At 33.5% G+C, this 16,262-nt stretch carries 10 protein-coding genes and 1 pseudogene; 2 read left to right on the forward strand and 9 right to left on the reverse strand.

Going from position 1 to position 16,262, the window contains the following annotated elements; all coding sequences use genetic code 11:
- Nucleotides 1–72 precede the first annotated feature (72 nt).
- Nucleotides 73–630, forward strand: a pseudogene (locus WMO19_RS09950) (IS30 family transposase); the annotation flags it as partial.
- Between the two features lie 203 nt (nt 631–833).
- Here the strand turns inward: WMO19_RS09950 and WMO19_RS08735 are convergent.
- The 9 genes from WMO19_RS08735 to WMO19_RS08775 form a co-directional block, all read right to left on the reverse strand.
- Entirely contained in the window at nt 834–2,591 is a 1,758-nt protein-coding gene (locus WMO19_RS08735; RefSeq protein WP_349171436.1) for an S-layer homology domain-containing protein, read from the reverse strand.
- A gap of 172 nt (nt 2,592–2,763) precedes the next feature.
- On the reverse strand, nt 2,764–5,343 hold the full coding sequence (clpB, locus tag WMO19_RS08740; RefSeq protein ID WP_349171438.1) for an ATP-dependent chaperone ClpB: 2,580 nt from the start codon (nt 5,341–5,343) through the stop codon (nt 2,764–2,766).
- Between the two features lie 20 nt (nt 5,344–5,363).
- The gene (locus WMO19_RS08745) at nt 5,364–6,290 is read right to left on the reverse strand and encodes a J domain-containing protein (protein ID WP_349171440.1); all 927 of its coding nucleotides are present in this window, start codon (nt 6,288–6,290) and stop codon (nt 5,364–5,366) included.
- 355 nt (nt 6,291–6,645) lie between these two features.
- Nucleotides 6,646–9,987, reverse strand: a complete 3,342-nt coding sequence (locus WMO19_RS08750; protein WP_349171442.1) for a DEAD/DEAH box helicase family protein — start codon at nt 9,985–9,987, stop codon at nt 6,646–6,648.
- A 1-nt stretch (nt 9,988) separates the two neighbouring features.
- The gene (locus WMO19_RS08755; protein ID WP_349171444.1) at nt 9,989–11,962 is read right to left on the reverse strand and encodes an Eco57I restriction-modification methylase domain-containing protein; all 1,974 of its coding nucleotides are present in this window, start codon (nt 11,960–11,962) and stop codon (nt 9,989–9,991) included.
- Nucleotides 11,963–12,497: 535 nt separating this feature from the next.
- A complete protein-coding gene (locus tag WMO19_RS08760; RefSeq protein ID WP_349171445.1) occupies nt 12,498–12,977 on the reverse strand; it encodes a hypothetical protein in 480 nt (159 codons plus the stop codon).
- Complete coding sequence (locus WMO19_RS08765) at nt 12,970–13,188, reverse strand: helix-turn-helix domain-containing protein (RefSeq protein ID WP_019125475.1); 219 nt, start codon at nt 13,186–13,188, stop codon at nt 12,970–12,972. The genes WMO19_RS08760 and WMO19_RS08765 overlap by 8 nt, the downstream gene beginning before the upstream one ends.
- Before the next feature lie 8 nt (nt 13,189–13,196).
- A complete protein-coding gene (locus WMO19_RS08770) occupies nt 13,197–13,667 on the reverse strand; it encodes a DUF2975 domain-containing protein (RefSeq protein WP_288167376.1) in 471 nt (156 codons plus the stop codon).
- A 192-nt stretch (nt 13,668–13,859) separates the two neighbouring features.
- Nucleotides 13,860–15,080 (reverse strand): poly(R)-hydroxyalkanoic acid synthase subunit PhaE, encoded by a 1,221-nt coding sequence (locus tag WMO19_RS08775; RefSeq protein WP_349171448.1) that lies wholly within the window; start codon nt 15,078–15,080, stop codon nt 13,860–13,862.
- Between the two features lie 379 nt (nt 15,081–15,459).
- On the opposite strand from WMO19_RS08775, the gene WMO19_RS08780 reads away from it, so the two are divergent.
- Nucleotides 15,460–16,053 carry a leucine-rich repeat domain-containing protein gene (locus WMO19_RS08780; protein ID WP_349171450.1) on the forward strand — a complete coding sequence of 198 codons (594 nt, stop codon included), beginning with the start codon at nt 15,460–15,462 and terminating at the stop codon, nt 16,051–16,053.
- The last annotated feature ends 209 nt before the right edge of the window (nt 16,054–16,262 follow it).

Consider the following 16,262-nt stretch of genomic DNA (forward strand, 5'->3'; position numbering starts at 1 on the left):
GTCTAAGTATTGATTTTTAAATGAAAAGAGAGACTCGAGTTAACGAGTCTCCCCAATATTTGACATAGAGCCAAAAAGAATAGAAAAAACAAAATGGCATTAGGAGAATCAATAGAGTCTAGACCAAAAGAAATAGAAACAAGAGAAGAGTTTGGAGATTGGGAAATAGATACAGTCATAGGAAGTAAGAAAAAGACAGATCCAGTACTTCTAACATTAACAGAAAGAAAAACAAGATATAAACTCATAATAAAGATAGACTCCAAAACAAGTAAAGCAGTAGAAGAAGGACTTAGTTTTCTAAAAGAAACAAATCAATTAAAAGAGCAAGTCTTTAAAACAATAACATCAGACAATGGACTTGAATTCTCAAGCCTAACAAAAATATGTGAATATGTAAAAATATACTAATGTCATTCATACAGTTCCTATGAAAGAAGAACAAGTGAAAATCAACACAAATTGATAAGAAGATTTATAAAAAATGGTGAAGAAATAGGTAATTACACAGAAAAACAAATAGAAAGAATAATGAATTGGATGAATAATTATCCAAGAAAGATTTTAGGATATATGACTGCTGAAGAAGCATTTATGAAAGAATTAAAGTTAATAGAAAATCTTCCCTAGCTAGGGAAGTAATATCACTTGGTTTACTTTATCAAGTGGCTAACTTATTGTTGCAATTTAGATTTTTATTTTTTCTCTGTTTTTTTTATTTTTCCCCTAAAATTTATAACTTATTCATATTCTCAAGCTGCAAAAATTTTGAGGCTTCCAAAAATTTTTACATAAAAAATAAGGCTCCACTAAGGAGCCCTATAAGCTTAAATTTATTTCCAAATATCAACATCTGAAGATGAGTTTAGTCTTTCTCTGTCGTGAGAGTTTGCTGCATCAATGATGTTGTAGTAAGCCCAGAAGCCTTCACTAACATCTGAGAATTTATTTAAAGCAGATTTGTTTACATTGTTAAGTGAAAGTGCAGTAGTGTTTCTATCGAAAACAGAGTTTAGAATAGTAACAGCTTCTGCTCTTGTGATTTTTGCATTTGGTTTAAAGGATCCATCAGGGTAACCTGAAACATTTTTGTTGCCATAAAGTTTATCAATAGCATCCTTTGCCCAGTGATCTTTAACATCTTGGAAGTCAGTTGTGCTCTTCTTTTCGTTCTTAACATAACCGGAGATCATTTGTGCAAATTCTGCTCTTGTTATGCTTTCATTTGGCTTAAATGTTCCGTCTGGGTAACCAGAAATTAGTCCCTTAGCAACAACATAGTTAACTGCCTTTGAGAACCAATTATCGCTTGCATCAGAAAATCTTGTTGCAGAGCTTGTTCCAAAGTTAGCGCCGCCATTTAAAAGTGTAGCAAACATTTGAGCAGCTTCAGCTCTTGTTACATTTGCTTGTGGCTTAAATGTTCCATCTGGATATCCCTTGATATAAGAAATAGCCTTAACAGTTTCTACTGCATTCTTAGTAACCTTATATTCAAGCTTACTAATAGCTCCTTTTTCGTCTTTAGCTTCAATCTTAATTGTTTCGCCATAGATAAGGGCTCTATCTAAAAATACTGTGAAAACGCCAGAATTATTTACAGTGATGCTGCCAAGTTTTCTATTGCTTGCATCGTAAACTGTAATTTCGTCCTTTGCATTTGCAGTTCCCTTTACTAGTTTTTGACCGTCAAGAGCTTCTGTGATTTTGAATTTTTTATTTTCAACTGTCTTTGAATCAAGGTAAAATCTTAAATTATTAACTTCGTTGTTATAAAGACTTTCGCTTAATTCTACTGAGAAATATGAGTTTTTATCAGTTCTAAAGCTTCCAAGTAATTTGCCATCTTTATAAACTCTTGCAAATTCGAAAGGATGATTTTTAATATATCCTGTCAAAGTTCTGCCCATAAGTCTCAAATCTGTTGCAGAAACTTTTGTGCCAGAAATATTTGTGTAGTTGTCATTTTTAAATTCAACTTCTCTTGATTCATTTAATCCATCTCTTGCAACTACAGAATAAGTTTCTCCTTCTTTAAGATCTACTTTGATTTTAAAATCGCCTCTATTATCTGCATATCCTATTCTTTCATATCCTCTGTCATAGCTATATCCATATCCATATCTTGAACTAACTCTCTTTATATATATGTCAGCTTTTGCAGAAGTATAACCTGTCAAATATGTTCCATCATATTTTACACTTGAAAGTGAAAGAGTTTCGTATCTTCTTTTTCTTTCAGCTTCTTCTCTTTCTCTCTTTTCTCTCTCTTCTTTTTCTTTCTTTAATCTATCAGCTTCTTCTTTAGCCTTTTGAGCTTCTTCTCTTGCTTTTTCAGCGTCTTTTATTGCTTTTTCTTTTTCTTCTCTTGCTTTCTTTTCAGCTTCTGTTTCTGTTTTTCCAGCTTCTCCTGTTCCTGTATTTCCATCTCCCTCATTTGCACCTGGCTTTTGAGGATCAGTTATTGCTGGTGGATTAGTTTGTCCTTGTTTATTTGGTTCGTCATTATTTGCAAAAGCAGATACAGGTATTGATGCTGCTAATACTCCTGCTAGTGCAAGTGTTAAATATTTCTTACTATATGGTTTCATTATTTCCTCCTAATAAAATATAAATCTATTTCATACTACGCTATTGAGTTTATATCTCTTTTGTGATAAAAAAGTGATAAGTGGCTAATATTTGAGCTTTTTAATATTTTTTTAACATTTTGTAACACAAAAGACATAAAAAAGGACTCGCTAGGCAAGTCCTTATCTTTAATTACTTAACTTTAACAGACAAATCATCGGCATAGACATCAACCAAAATTGTGTCGCCATCCATTACATCGCCCCTTATAATCATCTTTGAGATTTTAGTTTCAAGAGTGTGACCAATGTATCTCTTAACTGGTCTTGCCCCATATTGTGGGCTAAAGGATGCGTTAAGGATAAATTCTAGAGCTGCCTTTGTAACTTCAATTTTAATTTCTCTTTCTTCAAGCTTTCTTTCAACTTCTTTAATGCTTTGTTTGATGATGTCATAAACTTCATCTCTTTGAAGTGGTTTAAATAAAACTACTTCGTCGACCCTGTTTAAAAATTCAGGTCTAAAGGCACTTCTAAGGTCGTGCATAACTTCTTCTCTTGCAGCTTCAGTTATTTGTCCGTCAGCACCTATTCCATCAATAAGGAAGTGGGAGCCAATATTTGATGTCATAATTATAACTGTATTTTTAAAGTCCACAGTTCTTCCTTGGTTGTCAGTTAGCCTTCCGTCGTCAAGAACTTGAAGAAGAATGTTAAATACATCTGGATGAGCCTTTTCGATTTCATCAAATAAAATTACTGAATAGGGTTTTCTCCTTACAGCTTCAGTAAGTTGTCCGCCTTCATCGTAGCCAACATATCCTGGAGGAGAACCCACAAGTCTTGACACAGAGTGTTTTTCCATGTATTCAGACATGTCAATTCTAATTAAGTTTCTCTCGTCATCAAAAAGTGTTTCTGTAAGTGCCTTGGCAGTTTCAGTCTTACCAACACCAGTTGGTCCCAAGAAGATGAAGGATCCAATAGGTTTATTCCTATCCTTAAGTCCTGCTCTCGCCCTTAGGACTGCATCAGATACAACTTCAATGGCCCTATCTTGACCAATAACTCTCTTGTGAAGAATATCTTCTAAGTTTAGAAGTTTATCCCTTTCAGTTTTATTTAATTTTTCAACAGGGATGCCAGTCCACCTGCTTACAACATAGGCGATTTCGTCTTCTGTAACTTCTTCCTTTACCATGGAAGACTCGTCCTTCTTTTCTGATTCTTTCTTGGCAAGTTCTTCCTTTAGTTTTGGAAGAGTGCCATATTTTAATTCAGAAAGCCTTTCTAAGTCGTAATTTCTTTCAGCTTCTTCTATGGCGTGGTTTGTATCTTCAATCTCTTTCTTGATTTCCTTTGTGGAGTCAAGTTCCTTCTTTTCAGTTTCCCATTTTGATTTTAATCTATCAAATTCTGCCTTTTCTTCAGAAAGTTCAGCTTGAAGTTTTTTAAGCCTTTCAGCACTTGCCTCGTCAGTTTCCTTTTTAAGGGCTTGATTTTCAATTTCAAGTTGCAAAATTTTTCTTCTAACTTCGTCAATTTCTGTAGGCATGGAGTCGATTTCTGTCCTTAGCATTGCGCAGGCTTCGTCCATTAAGTCGATGGCCTTGTCTGGTAAAAATCTGTCAGTAATGTATCTGTCAGATAAAGTTGCAGCAGCAATTACTGCAGAGTCAGAAATTCTAATGCCGTGATAAATTTCGTACTTGTCCTTTAAACCACGAAGGATGGCAATTGTATCTTCCACACTAGGCTCTTTGACCATAACCTTTTGGAATCTTCTTTCAAGAGCTGGATCCTTTTCAATATATTTTCTGTACTCATCAAGAGTTGTAGCACCAATAGCGTGAAGCTCACCACGAGCAAGCATTGGCTTTAAAAGGTTTGATGCGTCCATGGCGCCATCAGTTTTTCCTGCACCAACTATGTTGTGGATTTCGTCGATGAATAAAATTATGTCTCCTTCAGATTTTTTCACTTCATTAAGGACAGCCTTTAATCTTTCCTCAAATTCACCACGATATTTTGCACCTGCTATAAGAGCTCCCATGTCTAGGGAGAAGACAGTTTTGTTTTTTAGTCCTTCAGGCACATCTTCGGAGACAATTCTTTGAGCAAGTCCGCCAGCTATGGCAGTTTTACCAACTCCAGGAGGACCAATTAGAACTGGGTTGTTCTTAGTCCTACGAGAAAGAATTCTTATTACATTACGAACTTCTTCGTCACGACCAATTACAGGGTCTAGCTTGCCATCACGAGCAAGTTCAGTTAAATCTTGTCCGTATTTCTTTAGGGCGTCATAAGTTCCCTCAGGATTATCTGTAGTCACATGTTGATTGCCCCTAATTTTTTTAAGAGAATTTAAAAATCCATCAGCATCAATTTTATGCTTGTTAAAGACAGATGAAGAATCAGTCCCCTTCATGTTTAAAAGGCCAAGATAAATGTGCTCAACAGAAAGATATTCGTCGCCCATTTTTTTCATAAAGTCCTCTGCCTTTTGGAAAAGCTCTCTATAGGAAGAGTCGGCATAAACTTCAGCACCTGATTGCTTAGGAAGTCTTTCAATAACCTTTAAGACATCACTTTTTATCATGTCAGGATTTTTTTCCATATAAGTTAAGACCCTTGGTATAAGTCCTTCTTTGTCGTTTAAAAGTGCGTAATTTATGTGAATTTCTTTTACCTCAGGATTGCCGTATTCCTTCGCAATATTGTATGCGCCTTGAACGGCTTCAAGGGATTTTTGAGTAAATTTTTCAAAATTCATAAAAACACCTCATTTATTATTTATTTACTTAAATTTTGTAATTTTTTATATAAATCTAATTCTTCCTCAGATAAATTCTTTGGATTTACAATATTAAAGATAATGTATAAATCGCCCACATTGCCCTTTAAATCTTTGAAACCCTTGGAAGGAATCCTCATTTTATTTCCTCCCACAAAATTTTCTGGGATTTTTAATTTTAATTTGCCACTTAAAGTTTCCACAGTTTTGCTGGATCCAAGAGCCGCATCCCATGGATAAATATTTTCAGTTTTAATAATATCAAGACCATCAAGGACAAGGTCCTTTTCGTCGCGAATGTTGATCTTGAAGAGAATATCTCCAGGAAGACCAAACTTTTCACCCTTTACCTTAATCTTTTTGCCACGAGTGATTCCCTTTGGAATCTTTACAGCAACATCATATTCCTTCCTGTTGTAAGTTAAGCTAACATTTTTAGTTGTACCCTCGTAGGCATCCCTAATGGAGATGGATAGCTCGGACTCGAACTTGTTTCTGGACTTGTTGGAAGACTTTCCTCTTCCCTTGCCAGACAAATCACCAAAAAGGTCATTTATATTAAAGCCGCCAGAGAAATTTCCTCCCCCGCCAGACCTTGATGAGCCGAAAATAGTTTCGAAGAAGTCAGAAAAATCTGCTCCGCTTCCACCAGTAGTATAAGTGTAACCATATTGAGAAGGGTCAAAATCGTAGCCGGAAGAAAAATCATAATTAGAGCCAAAAGTATCGTATTTTTTTCTCTTATCAGCATCAGATAGAACCTCGTAAGCCTCAGAAACTTCCTTAAACTTTTCTGCCGCAGCTTCGTTACCTTGATTTACATCAGGGTGATATTTTTTCGCAAGCTTTCTATAGGCGCTCTTTATCTCCTTTTCATCTGCATCTTTAGAAACTCCAAGGATTTCATAATAATCTTTGTATTTCAAATTGTAACCTCCTCATAAATCTATTTAAAATCAAATTACTCTCTAATAATTATATCCAAATTTCCTTAAAATATTTTATTAAAAATTTGCTTATAAAATTAATAATTTGACTAATTTTATTATTAATATTGTTATTAAAATTTTGCTTTCGCTTTCGACTTCGACTTCAATCTCTGCTTCGGCTTGCTAGGCAAAATTTCAAAAATCAAAAACTACGTCAAAGTCCTCAAATTTTCTTTGACTATCTTTGACTATTTAATTATACAACATCATTAGCACCCTTGCAAGTAGTCTGCTAATTATTTTTTAAAATTTTTATAAAAAAACTGCCAGAATTAACTGACAGTTCTAAAACTTATTCAAATATTTCTTCCAATTTCTTTTCCAAATTTCCCTCTTTAGCATATTTTAGAGAATTTAATTTTTTCAAATTGTGCTTTTCTATTTTAAGGTCATCATTAAATCCCAAAATATAATTTGTCGCTATCCTATAAATAATTTCTGTAGGCGCAAGACCATAGACTTGCTTTGCAAAAATATGATTAAGCCTATCACTAGCTTCTGGATAAATTTCCTTCATCCTTTCACTTCTATAAAGCCTCTTCACTATTTCAGTAATATAAAGACCTGACTTCATGTATAAATCTATAAAAGTCTTGTCTGGATCGTCAAAGCAGCCAGGATTTTCCTTTTCCAAATAATCCACCATTTCAATTACAATTTTCTTTGGAGTAAAAATTTGATTAGTTTTTTGAGGTGGAATGTAGTCGAAGATATCTTTTTTATTATTCTCGTCAAAATAATTTGCAAGCTCTATCTTCTTGTTCAAAAACTCTTTAACAGCGTCATCAAAAACTATTTCATCAAATAGCTTGCCCTCAAAATCTTCTTCCCTGCCACTTGCCTCATTAAAATATTTTCCGCCGTCACGCAAAAATCTAAATTCTTGCAGAGAAATACTTGTAACTTCTTTAAAAACATCATCGGGTATTATTTTATCAAAATTCATAAGATTAGTTTCACTGGAACCATAAGCCATGAGAAAAGATGGAATTGTTCGGGCAAATCCTCTAAGATTATCTCTAATCTCATCTTCCTTACCCTTCTTTTCCTCTCTCTTCTTTTCAGTTTCCACTTCACGAGTAATAGTTTCAGTAGAGCCACTTAACAAGTCTGCATCTGCCATTTTCTTTTTAATTTCATCTAACATTTTTTCATTATTTAATTCAATCTTTTTTTCATACTCTTCATTTATTTTTGTAACTTCAGCAGAACTTTTAGCCTCTTTAATTTTTTCATCTTTTTCTGAATTAATTAAGTTATCCTCAATTTTCCAATTGCTGTATTCCTTTTGGATTATTTTTTCCGTTGAATCATTTAACTTGTTTTCAATGCTTCTCACAGTGGACTTTTTGATTTCATTTCCATAATCAGCCTTTACAGCGTCTATTAAAATACTATTTCTTGGCTCAGCAAAAGTCTTCTTTAAGATTTCAATATCCTTCTTTTCATCTTTATAGGACAAAGACCCTTCATGAACAGGACCAAATTTAACATCTCCAATAGTTTCTTTTACATCATCAAAAATCTTCTTTCCAAAAATTTCCCTTGACCTGCCAATAATTTTTTCATCAGGAATATTTACTTCTCCATTTTCATCAAGGTCTAGGTCACTGGCAGTGTTTTCGTCGATGCTAACAGGTTTAAAGTCACGACCCTTGTCCATCTTGTCGATAATATTTTTGACAGCCTCTGGAGCACCAAAAATATTTGAGATATTTTTAAATAGGAAGTTGGACATAAAGCCACAGTTGACAACTTCCTTGGCATAAATCCTTCGTGGCGTAATTAAAACTTTTTCTGCATCAAGAGGAATCATCTCCCCATCTTCATCTTCCCCATAAACTGGGAAGAAGTTCAAGAGTTCCTTAACTTGTGATTTTCTCCTATCAGAATCACCTCTGCCCCTTGAAGTTTCAGAAGAAAGATCATTGGCAAACTCTTCGAAAATAGTTAAAGTTCTCGCTGGATCAAAGTCAAAGACATAGGCATTTTCCTTTCTGAGGGTCTTTCCATCTTCCACAAAAAGGCATGGGTTTTGGGACCTAAAGGCAGCCTGCATGTATAGAGATGGACTCTTCACATTGCTAAGCATTAAAACACCAGTCCACTCTGGAATTGTGATGCCAGTAGTAAGTTGACCAACAGAAAGAGTAATAGTCTTGTCATTTTCCCTTATAGCCTTTACAACCTTGTCATAGGACTTTTCAAACTCTTCCTCATCATCAAGCTTGCCATCGCCAGCAGCAATTACAATTTCATAATCGCTAAAGACAGGATTTTCCCTAAGCTTTTTGCCCATAGCCTTGGCAGAATCAACCCTATCCATAAGCCAAAAAGTATGCTTTAATTCCTTCCTAAGTTCAGGCGTAGAGAAAGGAAACTTTTCCATAGAAGTCAAGGCATCTAAAAATTTATCAACATCATCTTCATAATAAAACTTGCCATTTTCGCGAGTTTTGAAAAATTCATTTAGGTCAAAGGCATAATTTTCCCACTCGCCATCAATTTCTATTCCCTCTTTTATATTATCCCTAACAATTTCTGACATCTGGTAAGTAAAAAGATTTAACTTTGGAAGAGGATAGTAAGGATTTTCCTCTTCACTGGCAAGGTCCCAATCCCTTTTTGCCCTTTGCTCATCAGCATAGGTCCAGTTGTAAATAGCATCTTGAGGGAACTTGTCATTGGCAAGAGCCTTAAAAGGGGTGCCAGAAAGATGGAGAGTATAATTTCTGTCAATATTATCAAAGGCAATATCACTCTTATAAGTATCAACACCTTCGTGGGCTTCATCAATAATTAAAATATCCCACAAAATACCAATCCTATTTCCCTTTTCATCTCGCCTGTTGCTAAGTTCCTTTAGCTTGTCAAGGTTTGGGTCGCCGCCAAAATATTTAGAACCCTTGATGTCTTGAAGGCTGACAAATTCAACAGAACCCCTTACCTTGTCTATGTCTAGGTCCAAAAATTCTTCCCTTGTGATGACATGCTTTTTGCCATCAAGGGCAGCAACATGGCTGACAAAATAATAACCAGAATTTGCCCCCACAAACTTGAGATAATCCTCATACCAAGAATTGGCAATGGCAGGTCTATTAGTGACAATCAAAATATTTTTTAAACCCATCTTCATGCACAAGTCATAGGCGGAAATAGTCTTGCCAAACCTTGGCTTGGCATTCCACAAAAATTCCCCATGCAAATTATTTTTAAAATATTCAATTGTCTTTTCTACAGCATCATCTTGCTCCCTGCGCAGTGCATAGGGTATTGGGTCCTCATTGGACTCAAGAACGCCCTTGTTCTCCCTAAAATCATTAAAATAATTTTTGGCAAGATTGGGATCAATCTCGAACCATTCAGTACCAGTCTGTCTCTTTACACCAAGCTTATTTAAGTAACCGTGAAAGTCCTTGTCGGTAAAAGTCTCATAACTTCCCTCATATAGGGCATTCTTGTGCCACTTCAAATCGTACCTAATGCCAGCAGTTTGAGTTTGCTCCCTAATTCTCGTCTCCACATCTCTTTCAGTAAAGCCAATTTTAGTCCAACCCTCGTGGTAGGAAATGCAAGGAGTGGTGTAGGCGTAACATTGTGGAATAACTTCTCTAGTAGTATTAATATTAATCATATTATTCCATCTCCTTAACATTTTTTTCTATAAAATCAATTTCTTCTTGGCTTAAATTATATTTAGCATAAAGTTGCCTGTCGATTTCTGGAATAGACTTGGACCATTCAATGTCAGACTTATTAGTAAAGTCTTGCATTGGCACTTTTGACCAGGTTTCTTTAGTTTTATTATTTTGTGTAACCTTTTTTATTCCTAGCATCGCTCTTGCGAATTTACTTTTAATATACTTGAAACAAGCCTCTGCTTCCGCATAAGTTTTGAAATTGCCAATGCTTATAAAGGTTTGAGTATGCCCGATTAGGGGTTCCCCGATTAGGGGTGTGCTTAAAACCTCACCTATGGCACCTGAGCCATTCGCAGCTGGCAGAATGACCTTGTATGCGTGGAGGTTCCCGTTATCTTCTATAAAGTCCTTTAAAACCCATTTATTAACTCTCTCGTTGTTCTGGCGACCAACGATTTGTATATAATCTTTTGACTTTTTATCACTTTCAATTTTATCGTGAAAAATTTCTTCTAATGTATCAAATATCGAGGACACTAATCTTCGTTCTTTTCCATTACTTCCTAATCTTTTTAATAAGTCTTTATAATTATCTTCAATATAATTTAGATTTAGTTTGTTTTGAACATACATTAAATCTCCTATTCCAAGATTTTTCTTTCCTTCTTTCGTTTCAACCTTTTTCAAAATTGATCTTAGTTCATCAAAAGGAGTAAAAGTATCTATGCATCCAAAATTCTTATTAATGTCTCTATAAGATATTGCTACACCACCTTTTATGTCAGTTCCAGGAAATATTCTTTCACTATCTTGGATAAATTTTAAAATTTTAAAATGAGGGTCATTTAACATTTTTTCATTCCATACTCTCGGTGTAGATCCAACATTAAATAAAAATCTAGCTGGAGTTATTAATAAATTCCTTTCAGCTATTTTAAATGAATTATCCATAAAGATATTGTATAAAGCATCACTTCTATTTCTCTTGTCATTATCTTCTTGATAAGGCGGATTGCCAATTACAAAATCAAATTTTTTCATTATATTCTCCTTATAGTCTGTAAATAACTTAGACGAGTTTTCTCGCCAATTTCTAATTCTACAGTAAATGCTTTCTTCTCCATCCTCTTCTTCCAGTCCTCCACTTAAGAGGTCAAAAAAGTTCATCTGCCTTATGTCTTCCTTGGCTGCCCCAAAGGGAACCATGTCCGTCAGACCGTCCATTTGCCAAATATTCCAAGAAATAATATTGGCAAGGTGACGTAAGGTTTTTTTGTCTACTTCTTCCTTCCACCTGTCTTCAAAATATTCAACAAAGGTCATTAAAATGTTGACTCTGGCAATTAAGAGGTTGTCTCCCTGATATTCAAAGCCATAGGTGCTTTCTATTGCCCTTGTAGCCCACTTGATCCATTCATCTTTGGTCCATGTGTTTTCATTTACGACTCTCAGTTTTCTATCTAATATTCCAATTCGATTTATTAGGTCAATTTTTTCTCCAGTAGAAACATCGTATCTTGAAACTAAATAGGGCGCCTCGCCACAAGTTATCTCTAGCTGTCTTGACAAAATATATTTTTCCCAACTTTTGCCCTCTGGGAAATTTATTTTTTCTCTCACTGCTTCCCAGGTCTCGCCCTTTTCTATGTTGAAGACATCTTTTCTTTGGAACCACTCTTGGTCCAGGTAGTTATTCATTTCATTTACTATCCAGCCTGGAGTGAAGACCTCAGCCTTTTTTCTCGTCCTGTCAAGCTGTGCCTCTTGGCTCTTTAGGACTCTTGGCATGATTCGAAAGCCGCTTTGGAAAATTATCTCTGTGATTTCGCTTTTGTCGTCAAATTCTCTGCCAAAGTGTTCGAAGGTATTTGTGGCCCATATTATATTTTTTTTAGTGGTCTTATCCTGTAAAAGTTTTTTCAGTGTCAGCTTTATTGGATAAAGATCGAAATCTATTAGTTTTGACATTTATTTCCTCATTCGTTTGTATTCTCTCTTTTACTATATTGTATCATCTTTGACTTTTAAATTAAATTAAAGTGTAAATCTAGTAAATTTTTTTAAATTTTTTGTGGATTTGTAATTTTTTACGAAAATTTTTTTATTTTTTTCTATTTTTTTTCAGTTTTTTATAAATTTTTTGCCTTTTTTTAGTTTTTCATCATTCTTTTGGTGGTTTTTTTTCATTTTTCTGTAATTTTTTAAAAATTTTTATTTTTTCCGTGAATTTTTTTTATTTTTTTATTGTATTTATGAATTTATTATGCTAAACTTATAACAGATTATTTAATACACTTTTTTAATTAATTTCCTTTTACACGCCGAGATATGCTCGGCAATTTTTTTGCCTTTTTTTATTTTATTAAGAATTTTTTATAATTCTCAGCGGCAAATTTTTTCAAATTATAAAATTTTTCCCAAAAAAATGACGCCAGGGACAAGTCCTTCACGTCATGCTTTTAATTTATTTACTTTTAATTTTTTTAACTTTAAGGCTCTTCTCTTAAGTGTCCCACTGCAAGAATAAGATTTCGCCCTTTTCCTCGTCTATTATGAGGGCGATGAAGTTGCCATACATATTATGAAAGACATTGTCAGATGTTGCTTTAAAGTAAACTTCATTATTCAAATCAATAGAAGTGTCAAAGCCCCTTTCTCTTACTTTTAAAAGGCAAGTATTGATTTGAGAAATTTTATTGTCATCCCTTTTCACCTTATAGTCTTCAAGGTCATTTTCTATCTCTTTTATATCAGCTTTGTCTACAGAAAATAAAATTGCAGCCTCGCCGTCTCCGTGAAAGTCTGGCTCCTTATAAAGCTGTCTTACTCTCTTCACACTTTTAGGAAAGCTTATGCCAAATTTATTTTCCACTTCCTTTACTGACTGGTCTCTGTTGTCTGAAAGTAAAAATAAAAGAGGAATAGATGCCAGAAAAATTATGGACATTATAATTAAAACTCTTTTAAATTTTTTATCACTCATCTTCATCACCTTGGTACCTTAAAATATCGCCCACATCACAATTTAATACTCTGCAAATTTCTGAAAGTGTGGAAAATCTTATGGCCTTGGCCTTATTTGTCTTTAAAATCGAAAGATTGGCTATGGTTATACCAACTTGCTCAGATAATTCTGTCAAAGACATTTTATTTTTTGCAAGTTCCACATCTAAATCAACAATTATTTTTCCCATGGTCCACCTCAAATCGTCAGATCATTTTCTTCTTTTAGGGCGATTCCTTCTTTGATCAAATCGCATAATAGAAGAAAAATTTGCGCGATTAGCATGGCAACAATTGCTCCCCCAATAAAAATTAGGTTAGTAATTGAGCCATCTAGGTTAAAATTTGTGTAAATTATGGAAAGAATTGCCAAGAAAAAAATTCCTATAAAGGAGAGGGCTATGACTTGAAGGTCAAATAACATTCCTCTCTCAAAAATTTTGTCATCACCATATTTTTTTAGGGCAAAAAGTCCAAATAATAGGGCAAGAATTAAGGCGAGGATTATTCCCTGGCACAAAACTAGCATGGGATACTTCATGTTCATGAACATTGGATAAATTTTTGCCATGAAGCTAGACATTTTTATCAGTCCATAAGAGCCTCCCGCCAAAATAAATAGGGCAATGAAGAGGAGCCCACCAATAAATTTTACTCGTAATGATTTCATAATAACCTCCCTTTTCTAGAAGTATATCACTTTATTTAATGAATTACAATAATTTTTTATCGTTTATCAATAAATTATATTGGGCGTAAATTTTTTTTCTTATAATTTTAAATCCTTGACAAAAATATTTTAGGGCATAAAAAAAGTCTGTAGGAAAACCCACAGACCTTTTTAGGAGAAGATTCTTATGTTTTATTTTGCCTTAACTTGTGCCTTTAAAGCAGCAAGTTCTTTCTTCATTTCTTCAATTTCTTTCTTAAGAGCTGCATCAACTTCAACTTTTGCTTTTTCTTCTTTTAGTTTTGCAACTTCTTCCTTAAGAGCCTTAATTTCTTTTTCAGAATCGCTCTTTATCTTGTTAACCTTTCTGTCAAGGCTTGTTTTAGCTTTCTTTGCATCGTCAAGTCCCTTAGTAAGTCCTTCGACTTCACCCATGAATTTTTCTGCATCGCTAGCAGTTGCAATTGGAAAATCTTTTAATCTTTCTGCAACTTTTTCCATGTAAGATTCTTTATTTTTTTCTACAATATCTAAAATTTCTTGAACTTTTTCCTTATATTCATTAGAGTTTACAAGTTCTCTATAAGCTTTTTCAAAATTACTCATGTAGAATTTGAAGAAATCTGCGAAATCTTCTAGTGAAGCTTCAGATTCAAGTCCATTGATATAAGCTCTTTGAGCCTTTAAAGCTGTTTCTTGATTTTTCTTTTCAAGGAATAAATTGAAATCTAAAAGTTTAAGTTCAAGGTCAAGATAATTTTGTAGTTCTCTCCTTGTTTTTTCCTTGTCTTCTGGACTTACGCCAATAGTTGGCATTTCAAAAATCTTGTCCAAAATTCCTTGGTAAAAATCTTTTACATCTGCAACTAATAATTCTGGTCTATTTTGAATTGCTTTTTCATAAAAATCAATAGACTTCTTTGAATTTTCTATGGCAGGTCTAATAAATTTTTCTAAATTAAAGTTTTCAAGAACTCTATAATAGCTATCTGGAATTCTCTTGTAGAAATATTTTTTAGACATTTCAACTAACTCGTCGCTATAAAGTTCAAATAACTCAATTAATTTATTTTGAGCTGAAACAAGATCTAGGTCCTTATAAAAATCACCATAAGCAAGGTAAAGTTTGTTTAAAAATTCCATGTTTTTGTTGTAAGAATCCAAAGATTCCTTGTAACCAGGAACTTGTTCAAAGAAATCTTTAAAATTATTTTCAAAATTTTCATTGATTTCTCTGTAGTTCTTGAAAAAGTCCATTGGGTTTTTAAAGTTGTTTACAAACATATTTCCAGCAAAGGGATTGAAATCTCCAAACTTAAAAGATTCCATAAATTTGCTATAAGCTTCCTTTTGATTTTCAAAAATATTTTTTTGCATTTCCATCATATCTTCAAAAAAATTTTTATTTTCCATTTTTTCCTCCTTTTAATACCTTTCCACTAAAATTTGTCTTCAATATTTTGCTTTACTAGATTATAACGACAAAAGACCTCCAGGTCAAATAATGACTACCTTTTCCTGTATAATAATTTAAATTTTACAAAATTATTACCCATCTGTTACTTATTTTTGTTCTAAAATATTTTTGTATTATAATAATACCCAAATAAAGCAATTATTATTTATATTTCGTAACATATTTTTCTTAATTCAAACTTTTAGTAACAAAGTTCTTTTTATTTAAAAAAAGTGTTCATCCTTTCTCTATTTTACAACCTTCCTTTATTAATCTCAGCTACTATGTTATAATATAAGTAAGAAAAAATTTATGTAGGGGGAGGACATACATATTATGGAAAAACCTTGGGAGTTTGACGATTTTATATTTGATGGCGATGTGCTAAAGGGAATGACAAGAAAGGGCAAAGACAAAATCAAAAATGAAGAATTATTTGATATGGTAGTGCCTACTGAAGGACCAGACGGAACTAAAATAAGAGTTATTGGAGAACAATGCTTCTTCAGAAGAAAACTTAACTCAGTTGTAATTCCTGAAACTGTTGAAGAAATTAGGTACGAAGCTTTTGGCGTTAACAACTTAACTGAAGTTGAAATTCCAGATTCAGTAAAAAAATTAGATGCTTACGCATTCTACAGAAACAAATTAACTGATGTTAAAATGCCTGAAGAATTAGAATACATTGGCGACAATGCTTTCTCATTAAATGAAATTGGCGAAATTGAAATTCCTGAAACAGTTAAATTTATTGGAGTAAGTGCTTTCTACAAAAACAAACTTACAGAAATTAACTTACCAGAAAATATTGAGGAAATTGACATGTATGCTTTCAGAAAAAATAATATCACTGAAGCTCATGTACCAGCTGGAATGAAAAAATTTGACGAAAGAGCATTTGAAGAAAATGTTGTTGTAAAAAGAGACTAATAAAAAAATGACAAAAGACTGTTGCTTGATGCAGCAGTCTTTTTATTTTGCATAATTATTTTGAATCTATAATATCTGTAAGCTACTATAACCTCTAAATGATATTATAGAGCCAAAAAAAGACGCCCATTATGTGGTGACCCCATAAAGTTGGACCTAATACCAGGACTGGTAGTTTACTAGTTCTGGTATTATTTTATTACTTTCCA

Origin of the sequence: Peptoniphilus hominis (ex Hitch et al. 2025) (assembly GCF_040096015.1) — a bacterium.
Taxonomy (GTDB): Bacteria; Bacillota; Clostridia; order Tissierellales; family Peptoniphilaceae; genus Peptoniphilus_A; species Peptoniphilus_A hominis.

Excerpts from the sequence above, each read along its gene's own strand:
- WMO19_RS08775 (WP_349171448.1), bottom strand. The coding sequence starts at position 15,080 with ATGGAAAATAAAAATTTTTTTGAAGATATGATGGAAATGCAAAAAAAT.
- WMO19_RS08770 (WP_288167376.1), bottom strand. The coding sequence starts at position 13,667 with ATGAAATCATTACGAGTAAAATTTATTGGTGGGCTCCTCTTCATTGCC.
- WMO19_RS08735 (WP_349171436.1), bottom strand. The coding sequence starts at position 2,591 with ATGAAACCATATAGTAAGAAATATTTAACACTTGCACTAGCAGGAGTA.
- WMO19_RS08750 (WP_349171442.1), bottom strand. The coding sequence starts at position 9,987 with ATGATTAATATTAATACTACTAGAGAAGTTATTCCACAATGTTACGCC.
- WMO19_RS08765 (WP_019125475.1), bottom strand. The coding sequence starts at position 13,188 with ATGGGAAAAATAATTGTTGATTTAGATGTGGAACTTGCAAAAAATAAA.
- clpB (WP_349171438.1), bottom strand. The coding sequence starts at position 5,343 with ATGAATTTTGAAAAATTTACTCAAAAATCCCTTGAAGCCGTTCAAGGC.
- WMO19_RS08760 (WP_349171445.1), bottom strand. The coding sequence starts at position 12,977 with ATGAGTGATAAAAAATTTAAAAGAGTTTTAATTATAATGTCCATAATT.
- WMO19_RS08780 (WP_349171450.1), top strand. The coding sequence starts at position 15,460 with ATGGAAAAACCTTGGGAGTTTGACGATTTTATATTTGATGGCGATGTG.
- WMO19_RS08755 (WP_349171444.1), bottom strand. The coding sequence starts at position 11,962 with ATGTCAAAACTAATAGATTTCGATCTTTATCCAATAAAGCTGACACTG.